7 protein-coding genes are annotated in these 16,735 nt (G+C 60.9%); 6 read left to right on the top strand and 1 reads right to left on the bottom strand.

Annotation, left to right across the window (positions count from 1 at the left end):
- The first annotated feature begins 280 nt into the window (after nucleotides 1-280).
- The 5 genes from QOC76_RS28790 (at nucleotide 281) to QOC76_RS28770 (ending at nucleotide 8,441) form a co-directional block, all read left to right on the top strand.
- Complete coding sequence (locus QOC76_RS28790) at nucleotides 281-1,066, top strand: alpha/beta fold hydrolase (protein ID WP_526362969.1); 786 nt, start codon at nucleotides 281-283, stop codon at nucleotides 1,064-1,066.
- Nucleotides 1,067-1,646: 580 nt separating this feature from the next.
- Nucleotides 1,647-2,066 carry an MmpS family transport accessory protein gene (locus tag QOC76_RS28785; RefSeq protein WP_526362979.1) on the top strand — a complete coding sequence of 140 codons (420 nt, stop codon included), beginning with the start codon at nucleotides 1,647-1,649 and terminating at the stop codon, nucleotides 2,064-2,066.
- A gap of 11 nt (nucleotides 2,067-2,077) precedes the next feature.
- Nucleotides 2,078-4,945 (top strand): MMPL/RND family transporter, encoded by a 2,868-nt coding sequence (locus QOC76_RS28780; protein WP_526362977.1) that lies wholly within the window; start codon nucleotides 2,078-2,080, stop codon nucleotides 4,943-4,945.
- Nucleotides 4,946-4,953: 8 nt separating this feature from the next.
- Nucleotides 4,954-7,899: an MMPL/RND family transporter gene (locus QOC76_RS28775; RefSeq protein WP_526362967.1), complete on the top strand. Its 2,946-nt coding sequence runs from the start codon at nucleotides 4,954-4,956 to the stop codon at nucleotides 7,897-7,899.
- Between the two features lie 254 nt (nucleotides 7,900-8,153).
- Entirely contained in the window at nucleotides 8,154-8,441 is a 288-nt protein-coding gene (locus tag QOC76_RS28770) for a hemophore-related protein (RefSeq protein WP_526362965.1), read from the top strand.
- Between the two features lie 19 nt (nucleotides 8,442-8,460).
- Here the strand turns inward: QOC76_RS28770 and pks2 are convergent, their stop codons facing one another.
- Nucleotides 8,461-14,715: a sulfolipid-1 biosynthesis phthioceranic/hydroxyphthioceranic acid synthase gene (pks2, locus tag QOC76_RS28765; protein WP_526362963.1), complete on the bottom strand. Its 6,255-nt coding sequence runs from the start codon at nucleotides 14,713-14,715 to the stop codon at nucleotides 8,461-8,463.
- A 279-nt stretch (nucleotides 14,716-14,994) separates the two neighbouring features.
- Between pks2 and QOC76_RS28760 the strand changes: the two genes are divergently transcribed.
- Entirely contained in the window at nucleotides 14,995-16,734 is a 1,740-nt protein-coding gene (locus QOC76_RS28760) for a fatty-acid--AMP ligase (RefSeq protein ID WP_526362961.1), read from the top strand.
- The last annotated feature ends 1 nt before the right edge of the window (nucleotide 16,735 follow it).

Genomic DNA, 16,735 nt, shown 5'->3' with positions numbered 1-16,735 from the left:
CGAGGTCGGTGCGCCCGCGGCGAGCAACGGGCCCATCAAGGGCTGGGTGAGCGCCTCAGATCCCGATGGCGACAGCTACTCGTTCTCCGGAATGACCAAGCCCACGAAGGGCACTGTATCCGTGTCGAGCACGCGATCGAGGCGAAGCTGAATCAGTCGAGTGACTCCAGCGCCGGTGCATGACGGACCAGCGAACTTGAAGCGGACGCCTCCTTCCGCGGCTGTAGGTCTGGACTGGAAGCCTTCGTGTCTCCCCGCAGCGCCGTAGTACGGTTCCCACGTGGGGCAATTGGCCTTCGATGACCGCGGCCACGGTCCGCCCGTGCTGTTCATCGCCGGCCATGGCGTCGTCGGACGCACCTGGCAGCTGCATCAGGTCCCTGCGTTCCTTGCGGCCGGCTACCGCGCCGTCACGTTCGACAATCGCGGAGTCGGCGCAACGGCCCACGAGGACGGTTTCACGACGGCAACGTTGGTGGCTGACACCGAGAGCCTCATCGAGAAACTCGATATCGCACCTGTTCGACTCGTTGCCACCTCGATGGGTTCATACATCGCGCAAGAGTTGATGCTGGCTCGTCCCGAGATGGTCAGCCACGCAGCGTTGATGGCCACACGCGGACGCCACGACCGCACACGCGCTTTCTTTCAGACGGCCGAGAGGGATTTTGCCAACGCTGGTGTTCGGCTGCCTGCCAGCTATGACGCCAAACTTCGCCTGCTCGAGGCATTTTCGCCGAAGACGTTGAATGACGATGCCGCCGTTGGGGACTGGATCGACACCTTCACGATGTGGCCGACGACGTCGACTCCTGGAATCCGCGCCCAGTTCGACGTCTCGCCGCAGCACGACCGACTGCCGTTCTACCGGGCGATCACCTCACCCGTGTTGGTGATCGGATTCGCCGATGACGTCGTGACGCCTCCGCACCTCGGAGCGGAGGTGGCAGATGCGCTTCCAAACGGTCGGTATGTGGAGATTGCCGACGCCGGCCATCTTGGATTTCTTGAACGGCCCGACGTTGTTAATTCGACGCTCCTTGACTTCTTTGCGCACAGTTTCTGAGTTTGAGCGACCGTCTCGGTGGAGCCGAAATCGCGCCTGACTTGGAATTTGAGCACGTAGGTCACCTCCCAGCAAAGCGGCGAGTTCTAGCCGACTCCGTCGGACAATTTAATTACCTTTGGTAATTACTCATGGCAAAGGAGACTATGGCCTGAGGGCCGGTCGAAGGAAAGTGCGTTCATCGAATCCGAACGTTAAGAATTTCTGACGCCTTATGCCTAATGTACACGTATCGACCCTGCTCAGGGCAGCTTTATCAGCCGTCCTCTAGCCACTACGAGGTGCTCTATCGCCACGCGTAGCCGCACAACTCGTCGGTTTTCTAAGTAATAGAAAATGCCTACAAGCCACTCTCAGCAAGCGATATGCATTGCATTCACGTATCACGTTGGGAACGACCCGAGAATGGAGACCGATGCCATGGTTTACTCGAGGCTCAGGTTGCACTCGTCGAGGCTCCGCCACGTCGAAGTCACTCGCAGTTCGGCATGTAATGGTCGGTGTGCGGTGGGCTTGTTCGAGCGGATAGCATGTCGCCGGGCGTGGACGCAGGGGGAGGAGATCTACAATTTTCAGTCTTCTGAGACGGTTGTGGATTCCGCTCCTGGTGCTCGTCGTCGTTGCCGCCGGGGCATTCACTGTGTCGCGGTTGCATGGCATCTTCGGCTCTGACAAGCGTCCCTCCTATGCCGACACCAAGGTCAATGACTCGAAGCCCTTCAATCCCAAGCACCTGACATACGAAGTGTTCGGGCCGACAGGCACGGTCGCCAACATCAGCTACTTCGACGAAAATTCCGAACCGACATTCGTCAAGGGCGCGAGCCTGCCTTGGACAGTGAGGTTCGAACTTTCTGAGGCCTCGGGAGCGGGAAGCATCTTGGCTCAAGGCGATAGCGACAGCATCGGGTGCCGCATCTTGGTGGACGACGAGGTCAAAGCCGAGAAGATTTCGAATCAGACGAACGCGTTCACGTCCTGTCTGCTGAAGGCCGCATGACCGATCAGGCCATGCTCGAACAGCGCGTTGAGCGACCGAGGATAGCTCGAGCGGTCCATCGTCTCTCGATCCTCATCATTCTGGGTTGGGTGGCGATCACGGTCGTATTGACCATCGCCGTTCCGCCCTTGGAGCAGGTCGAACGAGAGAAAGCGGTAGCGCTGTCGGCCCCGGATGCCCCATCGTTCAGGGCGGCCCAGCAAATCGGGAAAGCCTTCAATGAAACCTCCTCCAGCGCAATGGCGGTCATTGTGTTGGAGGGAGAGCAGCCGCTTGGAGACGATGCTCACAGGTACTACGACGACGTGATCCGCCAGCTACGGGCAGATACAGCGCACGTGCAACACATCCAGGATTTCTGGGGAGATCCACTGACCGCCGGCGCCGCGGAGAGCGCCGACGGAAAAGCAACTTATGTTCAAGTAGACCTAGTCGGTGAAGCCGGCCAGGCGTTGGGAAATGAATCAGTAAAAGCCGTACAGGATGTCATTGGTCGCACTCCTGCGCCTGCAGGGGTCAAGGCCTACGTCACCGGCCCTGCGCCCATCGTCGCCGACATGGGGGAAAGCGGCAACCGAACAGTCATCTTGATCACGGTTGTCAGCCTCACGGTGATTTTCGTGATGCTGCTACTGGCCTTTCGTTCGGTCGTGACCACGATCGTCATCTTGCTGACGGTCGGAATAGAACTGCAAGTGGCCCGGGGGATCATTGCATTCTTGGGCCTCCACGGCGTCGTTGGCCTGACTACCTTCGTTGTGAACCTCTTGGTCTCAATCGGGATCGCGGCCGGAACAGATTACGGCGTGTTCTTCTTCGGGCGGTACAAAGAGGCGAGGGCGGCCGGCGAGGACCGCGAAACGGCTTACTACACCACCTTTCGCGGAGTGGCGAAAGTGGTGTTGGCCTCCGGTGTCACCATCGCCGGCGCCATCTTCTGCATGACTTTCACGCGATTGCCCTTCTTCCAGCCCTTGGGTGTCCCAGGCGCATTGGGCATTCTGGTTGCAGTCGCGGTGGCCCTGACGCTGCTACCGGCCATCGTGGCTATCGGCAGCCGTTTCGGCCTGTTCGACCCCAAACGTCAGATCCACACTCGTGGGTGGCGACGCCTGGGCACGGCGATTGTCCGGTGGCCCGCGCCGATACTCATCGCCACGATCGCCCTTTCCTTGATCGGACTGTTGACGCTTCCGGGATACAACCCCAGTTACAACGACCAGAAGACGCTTCCTCAAGATATCCCCGCCAATATGGGCTATACGGCGGCGGCGCGGCATTTCCCAGAATCGCGAATGGCCGCGCCCGATCTGCTGATGATCGAGTCCGACCACGACATGCGCAATTCTGCCGATCTCTTGGTGTTGAACAAACTTGCCAAGGCGATCTTCGCTGTTCCCGGCATCGCCAGCGTGCAATCGATCACTCGTCCGCAGGGAACCCAGATCGCACATACGACGATCCCATTCATGATCAGTTCACAGAACGCCGGACAGCTTTTGGGTCTGCCGTTCCAGAAGGATCGAATGGAGGACATGCTCAAGCAGGCCGATGAGCTGACGACAACGATCGGCATCATGCAGCGCATGTACGGCTTGATGCAACAGATGGTCGACACGACTCATCGCATGGTGCTGAGCACCCACGAGTTACAGGACGTCACCAACCAGCTGAGAGATAATCTCGCGGACTTCCAGGACTTCTGGCGTCCGCTCATCAACTACCTCTACTGGGAGCCGCACTGCTACGACATCCCCATCTGCCATTCGATCAGGGCGCTACTCGACGCGCTTGACGGCGTTGATGAACTCACCGCGAAAATGGCCGAGCTCATCAAAAACCTCGATCAACTGGATGCGCTCCTGCCGCAGATCCTCGTGCAGTTCCCGCAGATGATCGCGACCATGGAGAGCACCCGCACGATGATGCTGACGATGCACAGCACCATGTCCGGAACCATCAACGCGATGGAGGATTCCAGCGATAACGCGATGGCCATGGGGAAGGCGTTCGACGCTTCCAACAATGACGAATCCTTCTACCTGCCACCGGAGATCTTCGACAACGAAGACTTCAAGCGCGTCCTGAAAATCTTCCTTTCACCGGACGGCAAAGCCGCGCGCATGTTGATCTCGCAGAGGGGCGATCCGGTGTCGCCTGAGGGCGTCTCGCGGGTCGATCCAATAAAAGATGCGACCGAGGAAGCGCTCAAGGGCACTCCGCTGGAAAACAGCAGAATCTACGTCGCGGGCAGTGCAGCGACGGTGAAAGACTTGATAGACGGATCGACCTACGACCTTCTCATCGCGGGCATCTCCGCGCTGTGTCTCATCTTCATCGTCATGCTGATCATGACACGAAGCTTCATCGCCGCCCTAGTTATCGTCGGCACCGTGGCGCTATCGCTCGGGGCGTCATTCGGGCTGTCGGTTCTCGTGTGGCAACACCTTCTGGGCATACAAATCCACTGGATGGTGCTGGCGATGTCGGTCATGATCCTGCTGGCGGTCGGGTCGGACTACAACCTGCTCCTGGTCTCGCGGATGAAAGAGGAAATAGGCGCCGGTATCAAGACGGGCATCATTCGAGCAATGGGCGGCACCGGTAGGGTCGTCACCACCGCGGGTCTGGTATTCGCGGCGACGATGGCCTCGATGTTGGTCAGCGACCTGCTCAGTCTTGGTCAACTCGGCGCCACCATCGGTTTGGGCCTGCTTTTCGACACCTTGATCGTGCGCGCCCTGATGACACCCGCGATCGCTGCATTGTTGGGCCGTTGGTTCTGGTGGCCGCAGCACGTGCGCCCACGCCCAGCCAGCTCTCTGCTGCGGTCGACAGGGCCGCGTCCGCTCGTGCGTTCCTTGTTGCTGAGGGACTAGCAGGCCGCATGAGCTCAGATCACCCTCGACACCCTTTCGTGGCGCGGACAATACGCAGTTTATCGCTGCTGATAATTCTCGCCTGGCTGGTGTTGATCGTTGTTTCCACGCTGTCATCGGTCAACTGGAGTTGGGCTTCGGCAATACCCTCGCTGGAGCACGTCGCAGAGAAACACTCCGTTTCCCTGATGCCCAAGGACGCCCCGTCAGTACAGGCGATGAGCCGCCTCGGTCAGGTGTTCAAGGAATCCAACTCGGACAGTTCCGCGATGATAGTGCTGGAGGGGCAGCAGCCGCTCGGCGAGGACGCGCAGAAGTACTACGCCGGTTTGGTTCGTGACCTCCGCAACGATTCCCAGCACGTAGAGCATGTGCAGGACATGTGGGGGGATCGCCTCACGTCGTCGAGCGTGCAAAGCCCGGACGGCAAGGCCACATATGTTCAAGTGAATCTGGTCGGCGATCAAGGTACTGCCGCAGGGGACCAATCAGTCGCGGCTGTCCGGAACATCGTCGATCGAACGCCGCCGCCGGCCGGCGTCAAGGCTTATGTCACCGGCGCCGCACCCCTTGCGTCGGACATGCAACACAGCGGAAATAAGTCGGTCCTGAAGATTACGGCGGTGACCGTTGTCATCATCTTCACGGTATTGCTCCTCGTATACCGATCGATCATGACAGTGATCGTCCTGCTGGTGATGGTGGGCGTCGAATTAGCAGCCGCCCGAGGCGTGGTGGCCTTTCTCGGGCACACCGATGTCCTGGTGCTGTCGACATTTGCTGTCAACATGCTGGTTTTCCTCAGCATTGCGGCCGGAACCGATTACGGCATTTTCTTCTTCGGTCGTTATCAAGAGGCTCGCCAGGCGGGGCAGGATCGGGAAACGGCCTACTACAACATGTATCGAGGGGTCGCTCCGGTCGTGTTGGCGTCCGGCTTGACCATCGCCGGCGCGATCTTCTGTCTGAGCTTTGCGCGCCTCCCGTACTTCCACAGCATGGCGCTCCCGTGCTCGATCGGCATGCTTGTGTCGGTTGCGGTCGCAGTCACGCTGGTTCCGGCAGGAGTCCACTTAGCGAGTCGATTTGGGCTTCTAGAACCCAAACGTAGTATGCGGGCTCACAGGTGGCGCGGGATCGGCACGGCGATCGTCCGTTGGCCCGCACCGATTCTGGTTGCCTCGCTCGTGCTCGCCTTGGTTGGCCTAGCGACATTGCCGGGTTACACCACCAGCTATAACGATCGCCTGTACATACCCGATGACATTCCAGCGAATTTGGGTTATTCGGCGGCCGAGCGGCACTTCTCTCAGGCGCGGCTGATGCCGGACATTCTCCTGGTCGAAGCTGACCGCGACATGCGTAACCCAGCCGATTTCCTGGTGCTCAACAAGCTGGCGAAAGCGGTATTCCAAGTTAAAGGAATCTCTCGGGTGCAGGGCATCACGAGACCTGAGGGAACGCCGATCGGTCATACCTCCATTCCGTTTCTCCTCAGCCTGCAGAGCGCCAACCAGGTACAGACGATGAAGTTTCAAGAAGCGCGGATGGCCGATCTGCTCAAGCAGGCCGACAATATGTCGAAAATGATCGGGATCATGCAGGACCAATATCGCATCCTGCAGACGATGAATGACCTAACTCATCGTATGGTCGAGCAGACGCATGATCTGAAAACAACTATTGATGAGTTGCGAGACGAAGTCGCCGACTTCGATGACTGGTTCCGGCCCATTCGCAATTACTTCTATTGGGAACCGCATTGCTACGGTATCCCGTTATGTCATTCGCTCAGAGCCATCTTCGATGCGCTCGACGGTGTTGACCTGATCAGCGACAAGTTCCAAACACTTCTCGTCAACCTCGATCAGATCGACGTGATCATGCCGCAGCTGACCGCACAGTTCCCGCCGCTGATCAACAGCCTGCAGAATTTGCGAACAATGATTCTGACCATGCACAGCACCATGTCGGGCTTCATCGACACGATGAACGAAACGAGCCAGAACGTCTCCGCGATGGGTCAAGCGTTCGACGACAGCCGAAATGACGACTCCTTCTTTTTGCCGCCGGAAACTTTCCAAAATGAGGATTTCAAGCGGGCGATGGATTCTTTCCTGTCGCCCGACGGCAAGGCGGCCCGGTTCATCATTTCTCATCGCGGAGCGCCCGCCACCCCCGAAGGTATCGCGCGCATCGATCAAATAAAGACGGCGGCCCAGGAGGCACTTAAAGGGACACCCCTGGTAGGCGCGACGGTTTCAATGGCCGGAGCGGCGTCTACGGCGAAGGATTGGCATGACGGCTCCATCTACGATTTGTGGATCGCAGGAGTTGCCGCACTCTGCCTGGTCTTCATCATCATGCTCATCATCACTCGCAGCTTCATTGCCTCGTTGGTGATCGTGGGGACTGTTGCACTGTCATTGGGGGCATCGTTCGGCGTCTCGGTGCTGCTCTGGCAGTACATTCTCGGGATTAATCTGCACTGGATGGTCCTCGCAATGTCGGTGATCATCCTCTTGGCGGTTGGATCCGATTACAACCTGTTGCTCGTCTCGAGGATGAAAGAGGAAATCGGCGCCGGTATCAATACCGGCATTATCCGAGCAATGGGTGGCACTGGCAAGGTCGTCACAACGGCAGGCTTGGTGTTCGCGCTGACCATGGCCTCCATGGCTGTCAGCGATTTGTTGATCATCGGCCAGATCGGAACAACTATCGGGCTTGGCCTCTTATTCGATACTTTGGTCGTGCGATCCTTCATGACGCCGTCGATCGCGGCGTTGCTCGGCCGCTGGTTCTGGTGGCCGCAACGAGTCCGCCCGCGCCCGGCCAGCGCCCTTCTCGAGCCGCTGGGCCCCCGTTGGGCGGCGCGGCATTACCTGCTGGGCGAAGAGCGGCGCAATGATGACGACCCCGTGACAGCTCCGATTCCGAAGTCTTCCGTCTAGTCGGAGTGCTGGGTTTTCGAGCCGAATCCATTATCGATAGGCGCGGCGTAACATTGCCGAAAGGCCCGCCGATAGAGGGGATACATCACGTCAAAGTTTAAGACTGGCGGGATGGAGGTAGCTCAGGCTTTGTTAGGAATTCTCGATACGAGCTTCCAGTTGGACGTCTAAAGTGGTGCAACGAATTGGGGAGGAATCCATTCATGGTTAAGCTGTCGCCCGCAAAATTGGCCGTTACGCTAAGTGGTCTCGCAGTGTCTTTGGTTGCCGGAGCAGGATTGGCGTCCGCGAGTCCGGATTTAGGACCGGCCGTCAATTCGACATGCAGTTACCCGCAATTGGTCTCGGCGCTCAACGAGCAGGGTCCGGAGGCCGCCGCGGTCTTCAACGACAATCCGGCGCTGCAACTCGGTTTGCAGCAGTTCGTCGTGTCGGGGCCTACTGCGCGACGCCAGATGGCTCAACAACTGGTGAGCACGCCGGGTATCGACCCGTACCTTCCGTCGATTGAGCAGGCCTTCGTGACCTGCAACCAGTACTGACCGGTCCGGCTGACATGAGCTAAGTCGAAGCCCGCTCCGTGCGGGCTTCGACTGGCTCCAGCCTCCCGCACAGCAACACCGCCAGGTCGCGGATGGACGTCGACGCGATGTCGCTTGGAGTGAGGCGTACTCCCGTTTCGCTCTCGACGCGCGTGAGGAGTTCCAGGGCGGCCAACGAGTCGACGCCGTACTCGGCCAGCGGTCGGTCGGGATCAATCGTGCGACGTAGAACGAGGCTTACTTGTTCTGAGATAAGACGTCTCAACTTCGTGGGCCACTCAGCAGGCGGCAGGTTGCGAAGCTCGGCCCGCAGGTTGCGGCCGCGCGCTGTGGCTTGTTCCCTGGAGCGGAACGCCGAGGCGAAGGGGGTGCGTCGCGCCAAGCTCGCCATCCATGGTGTGCCCGCCAGCGGTGCATAGCCGGTGAAGCCGCGGTCGTACCGCAACAGCATTTCCAGCGCATAAAGACCCTCGTCAGGGTCGACAGCGGCGTCCGCGCTTGCCGCGCGCCCGATATTCCAACTGCCCCAGGCGATCGCGATAGCCGGTTGGTTCTGGCTCCGGCGCCACGAACAGAATGCATTTAGCCAGCTGTCGGCTGCCGCGCCATACGCACTTTGCCCAGGGGAACCGACCAATTCGGCCGCCGAGGTGAAGGTGCAGAACCAGTCCAACGGCTGACCGGTGGTAGCGGTGTGCACGTTCCAGGCGCCATGGACCCTCGCTGCCCACTCCGTTTCATCGAAGGTGTCGCTCGTGTCCAGTCCGCGGGTTGCCGCGGTCGTCGCCGGCAGATGCAGCGCGCCTCGGACCGGAAGTCCGGTAGCAGTCGCCGTTGCGACCAACCGCCGTGCCGTATCGGCCTCGGCGATTTCGCCGTACTCCACTTCCACGTCAGCGCCCATAGCGCGGACGCGTTCGAGGGCCTGCAACGCGTTCGGCGTCGGCCGTGACTGCGCGCACAACACAATTCGACCGCAGCCGGCACTCGCCATCTTCTCGGCCAGTAAAAGACCGAGGCCGTTCACTCCGTTGGTGACGATATAGGCGCCGTCACGACGAAAAACTTGAACCTGTGCCGGTGGCAGCACCACGTTGCTTTGTCCGTCGCGCGCGATGTCGAGCACCAATTTGCCGGTGTGCTGGGCGTCGCTCATCAGCCGGATTGCGGATGTCGCGTCGGCGATCGGATAGGGCGTAATTTCTGGTGTTGGCAATTCGCCTTGTGCCACCGATCGGTAAATCGTCTGCAGAACATCGCGAAGGCGACGCGGGTGAGTCTCAGACATCAGAGCCAGGTCGAGTCCGTGGAAACTGCGATTGCGACGGAGCGATGCCGGCTCCAGTCGCGCGTCGTCGTAGATGTCATGTCTACCGATTTCGACGAAGCGTCCACCGATGGCCAACAACTCGATGCCGGCACGTCGGGTTGCACCGCTCATCGAGTTGAGCACGACGTCGACGCCGCGGCCGGAGGTGTCGGGGCGGATTGCCTCGGCGAAACCGACATCGTGCGAGTCGTATACGTGCTCTGCGCCCGTGTCGTGCAACATCTGTCGATGCTGCGGGCTGTCCGCGGTAGCGAAAACCTCGGCGCCCGCGGCACACGCGACGGCGACCGCCGCCTGCCCCACGCCTCCCGTCCCGGAGTGGATCAGCACCTTGTCGCCGGACGATACGTTGGCCAGGTAGTGGAGGCCGTATAGGGCGGTGGCGTGCGCCGTCGTGACTGCGGCCGCCTGACCAGCGGATAGTCCGTCGGGCAGTGGGACGGCAAGGTCTGCATCGCAGGTGACGAATGTCCGCCAACAACCGTTTGCGACGCCGCCCACATAATCGCCGACGCGGTGATCGACCACTCCGGGACCGACAGCTGTCACCACGCCCGCAAAATCTGTGCCCAGCTGTGGCAAATATCCGTCCACGGCAGGCGATCGCCCCATTGCGAGGACTACATCCGGGAAGTTGATGCTGGACGCCGTGACGGCGACTTCGATCTGTCCCTGCCCAGGGGAAATCCGTTCGCACGCTACGAGTTCCAGAGAATCTAAATCCCCAGGAGTGCGTATCTGCAGACGCATTCCATCGCGCTGGTGATCGGCGACGGTGGCTCTGCGCTCATCCGCGCGCAATGGCGCGGCGGACAGTCGTGCGGTGTACCACTGGTTGTTTCGCCACGCAGTTTCGTCTTCCTCAGACCCACTGAGTAATTGCGACGCGAGTTTCGCGACATCGGTCGCGTCGTCCACATCGATCTGGACCGGACGCAGGTGCGGATGCTCGGTGCCGAAGGCCCGGAGTAGCCCGCGCAGCCCTGCGTGTTCCAAATTGGTCACGTCACCCGCCACCACGGTCTGGGCGTTGCGCGTCACCACGTACAGGTGGGGCGTCCCAGCGGGAATGTCCGACAGTGCGCGGGTGATGAGTACCAGATTCTGTACGTAGTCGCGTCCCAGCGGCGTGAACTGGCCGCCGGCATGCCCGCTTCTCGGTCCTGCCAAGACCACGACCCCGTCGAATCCGCCCGCACGCAGATGACCGCCAAGCTCTGCTGCGCATGCGGTGACCTCGGCGTGCGGCGGCCAGCACATCGTGGTGGTCCGCGCGCCGAGCGTTTTCAACCCGTCGGTCAACTCGGCGGCCATCATATCGGCGGCTTCAGTGGTGATCAGCAGCCAGTTCCCGCCGACGGCGAGCGGCAGTTCAGGTAATTGGTCTTCGGACCACTCGATGGTCAGCAGTCGCTCGCCCATCACCCGTTCTTTGCGTTCCTCTTCAGATTCACCGCTGCCCAATTGCAGACACTCCACGGCAAGCAGGATCGTTCCGTCCTCGTCGAGTACCTCCAGGTTGGCCTCAACCCCCGCGATGTCGGCTTTGGTCACCCGCGTATAGCAGTAGCGCGCGCTGCGAAGATCGCCGTAGGCGCGAACGCGACTGATACCCACGGGGAGTGCCAGTACGGGCCCGCTCGGTGGTTGAGCGTCGTGATGCGCCATCACCGACTGGAAACAGGCATCCAGCAGAGCTGGATGCACACCGTAAGCAGCTTGTTGCGAACGCATTTGGCGCGGAAGTGCTATCTCGGCGAGCAGCGTCTCACCCTCGCCGCTGCGCATGGCGTCGTTTTTGCGATTCGGGTGCTCGGCAAGCAGCGAAGATATGTCCTTGGCGGGTGGCTGTTCATCCACTGGCGCACAGAGGATCGCGGAGGCGTGACACACTTGCTGGTCTCCGTCGATTGATTCGACGACGAAATCGACGACGCGAGGCGATGTTACCGTCGCCGAGGTGCTGACCGTCGTCTGCTCGTCCAACGACAGTGCTCGCGGGAAGCGGATGTCACGGACCTCGGCCCCCTCGCCCAGCACGGCAAATGCGGCAGCCAATGCCATCTCGCAGTAGGCCGCGACGGGGAGCGCTGCCGCTTCGCCGGTCCGGTGGTCGGCCAGCCATGGTTGGGTGCCGGCGCCGATCTCGGCTTGCCAAACGTGGCGTTCGGGTACTTCGTGTAATCGCACGTGCTGGCCCAACAATGGGTGCACCGAAACGGTGCTCCCCCCGCTCGCCGGCGCTACTTCACCCTCGCTGTTCAACCACAGCCGCCGATGCGTCCAGGTCGGTAGCGGGGCGTCCACCAGTCGCCCTCTCGGGTAAAGCGCGGAAAAGTCCACTGCGGCGCCGGCACTGTACAGATCTGCCACAAAGCCGTGCACCTGTTGGTCTTCCAGTGGGCCGGCAAGGGCCGCCAGCGACAAGTCCAGACTATGCGCGGTCTGCTCGAGAGCATCGGTCAACAGCGGCTCAGAGGCGAGTTCTGCGAAAACTTGGTAGCCGTCCTCCAGAGCAGCTCGGACCGCTGCGGTGAATCGCGACGTGCGGCGCAGGTTGTCCACCCAATATCTGCTGTCGCAAACCGGTTCTTCGCGCGGGTCGAACTGAGTTGCCGAGTAGAAGGGGATCTCTGGCGGCTTTGGGGTGAGCCCTGCGAGAGCTTCGCCGAACTCCTCGAGAATCGGATCAACTTGCGGCGAATGCACCGCGACGTCGCCGGCGATGTCGTCGGCCATCACATCACGCTGCTGCCAGGCCGTGAGTAGCTCGTGTACTTTCTGAACGGCGCCACTGATAACCGTGGTCTGCGGGGCGGCCACAATTGCCACCGCGACGTCCTTTTCGCGGCGCATCGTCAATTCCGAAAGAACCTGCTTTGCAGGTAGTTTCACCGATGCCATTGCGCCGTCGCCGCTGACGCGGGACATCAGCTGCGAGCGGCTGCAGACGACGCGCAAGCCGTCTTCCAGCGACAGCGCTTTAGAAACCACCGCCGCGGCGGTCTCGCCCAGCGAATGGCCGACGACCGCGCCTGGGTGGACACCGTATGCGGCGAGGGTCGCGGCCAGCGCGACCTGCACGGTGAACAGCATCGGTTGAATCCGGTCAACACCGGTGATCATTTGCGCTGCCGATATGGCGTCGGTCACCGAGAATCCGCACTCGCGGGCGATCGTCGGCTCGATTCGGGCGACAGTGGCGGCGAACTCCGGTTCGGTCGTAAGAAGCAACGCACCCGTTGCCGCCCACTGCGAGCCTCTGTCGGAGAAGACCCACACCGGTCCTCGGTCATCTTGCCCGATAGCCGGCCGATATGCGAAGTCGCCGCCGGCGACCGTGCGTAGAGCTGCAGCGAGATCCGCTCGGCCATCGGCGACGACGGCAGTGCGTACCGGGCGGTGCGCGCGTCGACGCGCCAAGGTGTACGCGAGATCGGGCAACGCCACTTCATCATGTGACTGCAACCAGTCGGCCAACATACCTGCAGTGCGTCGCAGTTCTCTCCCCGAGGTGGACGACAGCGGGAACAGCAGCGCCGTCGCCTCCGTTCCGCTGTCGTGACGGCCTTCGGTGGAGGGGCTGTCCGGAGCTTGTTCCAAGATTGCGTGTGCATTGGTTCCCGATAGCCCGAATGACGACACGGCTGCTCGGCGCGGATGCCGGCCGTTCGTCGGCCACTTTGTGATCTCCTGTGGCACAGACAGTTTGGTGTCAGTGCGGGCGAGCGCTTCGGGGAGCCGGGTGAAGAACAGGTTCGGAGGGATAAGGCCATGCTGCAGAGCGAGCACCGCTTTCATCAGCCCGAGGGTTCCGGAGGCCGACTGGGTATGGCCGAAATTTGTCTTCATCGAGGCTAGGGCGCAAGGGCTGTCGACGCCGTAAACCTCTGCCAGGCTGGCATATTCGACGAAGTCACCTTCGGGGGTGCCCGTGCCGTGCGTCTCGATCATCCCGACGCTGTGGGCGTCGACCGCTGCGATATCCAACGCTGCCTGATAGACCGCCGTCCGGGACGTCAGCGACGGCGTCGAGAGGTCGGGGGTGCCGCCGTCGTGGTTGGCCGCCGTGCTCCGGACAACAGCCAAGATCCTGTCACCATCGTTCAGCGCATCGGGCAAGCGCTTGAGCAACACCACCGCACTACCCTCGCCATACACATAACCGTCTGCCGCTATGTCAAAGGCGCGACAGCGGCCGGTGGGAGAAAGATCCCCCATCGCCGTCCCTGCGAGGAACTTTCGTGGCTCCAGCATCACGAAGGCGCCGCCTGCGAACGCCAGATCGCTTTCGCCGTCGTTCAGGCTGCGACAGGCCAGATGAACGGCGAGCAGCCCCGAGGAACCTGACGTGTCCAGCGTCAGCGCAGGACCGCGGAGCCCCAGAAGATGAGCGATCCGCCCAGACGCCATGCTGAATGCGTTTCCCTGAAACCCGTACGGGCCTTCCATTGCAGGCGAGTCGACCGTCTTCAATTGATAGTCGGATTGTGTGAGGCCCACGAACACACCGGTGAGCGAGTCGCGCAGCTGTTCAGGGGTCAGACCCGCGTGCTCCATCGCTTCCCACGAGTTCTCCAACAACAAACGGTGCTGCGGATCAAGGGCGGCTGCCTCGGGGTCGCTTAGTCCGAAGAATTCGGCGTCGAAACCGGAAACGTCATCGAGGAACGCACCCCACTTCGACACCGACCGTCCGGGCACCCCCGGCTGCGGATCGTAATATTCGTCGGCGTCCCAACGATCCGACGGCACTTCGGTGACCAAGTCGTCACCGCGAAGTAACGCGTCCCAGAGCTGTGCTGAGGAGTTGATTCCGCCGGGAAGTCGACAGGCCATGCCGATTACAGCAACCGGAGTGACGGATTCGGTGTTCATAATGGGCGAAGACTTCGTCGAGGCTGAGCGATCAATACCAGCATCGGTTGGCCCGAATGAACCCATTCCGTCTCCTCACAGCAACGGCCGGATTGGCTTATCCGTTGCTAACTCACGCCATGGCGCCTTGCCCCGCCCCGAGGCATTCACGTCGCTGCTATTCGATGCCCACCGTATCAGGGCTTTCCTGCGCCGTGATCTGGGTTACGGGGCGACAGCGGAATTCGATTTCAACGGCGAAACCATATGCTAATCGGTGGTCTGTTATCGAATCGTTACTTTGCTCCTGTGTCGATGGAGCCGGATCGCCGGTATGCCTCGAGCCGATGAAGGTAACCTCACCCGGTGGTCGAAACATCACTTCCAAACCTGCTGCGCGAGCGCGCCAGCCTCCAGCCCGACGACATCGCCTTCACGTTCATCGACTACGAGCAGGACTGGGCGGGCGTTCCCGAAAGCCTGAACTGGTTTCAGTTGAATCGCCGAGCGCTCAACGTTGCTCGAGAACTCAGGTCGACTGCATCCAACGGCGACCGAGCTGTGATATTGGCACCGCAGGGCTTGGACTATGTCGTTGCCTATCTGGGCGTACTACATGCCGGGCTCGTCGCGGTCCCGCTTTCGGTGCCCCTGGGTGGCGTCAGTGATGAGCGTGTCGCTTCGGTGCTGCGGGATGCGTCGCCAGCGGCTGTCATCACCACATCCGGGGCGGTGAACGCAGTCGCGTCGCATATCGCGCAGGAACCGGGAAAGGCTGCTCCGTCAATCATCGAGCTTGATTTGCTGGATCAGGACGCGGCGATAAGATCCGACGTCGACACTGATGATTGCGGATTCTTCGCGTATTTGCAATACACGTCTGGATCGACCCGCCAGCCGGCCGGCGTAATGATTTCTTACGCGAACCTCCAGGCTAATTTCGAGCAATTGATGTCCGGCTATTTTCCACACACTGGAGGCATTGCGCCTTTGGACAGCACCCTCGTGTCGTGGCTACCGCTCTATCACGATATGGGTTTGGTGCTGGGAGTTTGTGCTCCCATTCTGGGAGGGTTCAGCGCTGTGCTGACCAGCCCCGTGTCGTTCCTCCAGCGCCCAGCGCGGTGGATGGAGTTGTTGGCAACCAATTCATCCGCATTCTCGGCGGCGCCGAACTTCGCGTTCGAACTCGCGACACGTAAAACGTCAGACGACGACATGGCCGGACGTGATCTCGGCGGCGTGCAGACCATATTGAGCGGTAGCGAACGGGTACACCCCGCAACGCTCACCCGCTTTGCTGAGCGGTTCGCCCGTTTCAACCTTCGTGAGACCGTGGTCCGGCCGTCCTATGGGCTTGCCGAAGCAACGGTGTGGGTGGCGACCAGCAGGGCGGGTCAGTCGCCGGAGATCGTCGATTTCGATGCCGACAAACTTGCCGCCGGCGAGGCGCAGCGGTGTGCAAGCGGAAGCGGCACACCGTTGATCAGTTACCCCCTTCAAGATTCGCCCATCGTGCGGATCGTCGATCCTGACACCCGGACCGAGTGCGCGGAGGGTGTGGCCGGCGAGATTTGGGTGCACGGTGACAACGTCGCTATCGGTTACTGGCAGAAACCAGAAGAGACCGAACGCACATTCGGCGGCACGCTTTTCGCGCCTTCGGCCGGCGCCCCTGAGGGGCCGTGGCTGAGGACAGGGGACAGGGGCTTCATCTCCCAAGGAGCGCTGTTCATCGTCGGCCGTATCAAGGATCTTCTGATCGTTTACGGCCGCAACCATTCTCCCGATGACATCGAGGCGACGATCCAGGAGATAACCGGGAGTCGGGTCGCGGCGGTGGCGGTTCCGGACGAGGGCATCGAGCAGCTCGTCGTCATCATCGAATCCAAGAAGCGAGGCGATTCAGACGAGGCAGTGAAGCAGAAGTTCGCTGCCGTCAGGCGCGATGTCACCTCCGCTATCTCGAACTCGCACGGGCTCGGCGTCGCAGATCTGGTGCTCGTGGCGCCCGGTTCGATTCCGATCACTACTAGCGGGAAAATCAGGCGGGCGGCGTGTGTTGAGCAGTATCTGCACGGCCAGTTCGTCCGTCAAGACGCTTAGC

It is taken from the genome of Mycobacterium sp. (assembly GCF_032159565.1).
Lineage (GTDB): Bacteria > Actinomycetota > Actinomycetes > Mycobacteriales > Mycobacteriaceae > Mycobacterium.
The sequence above is the reverse complement of the archived record's forward strand: the minus strand, read 5'-3'. Positions and strand labels throughout refer to the sequence as shown.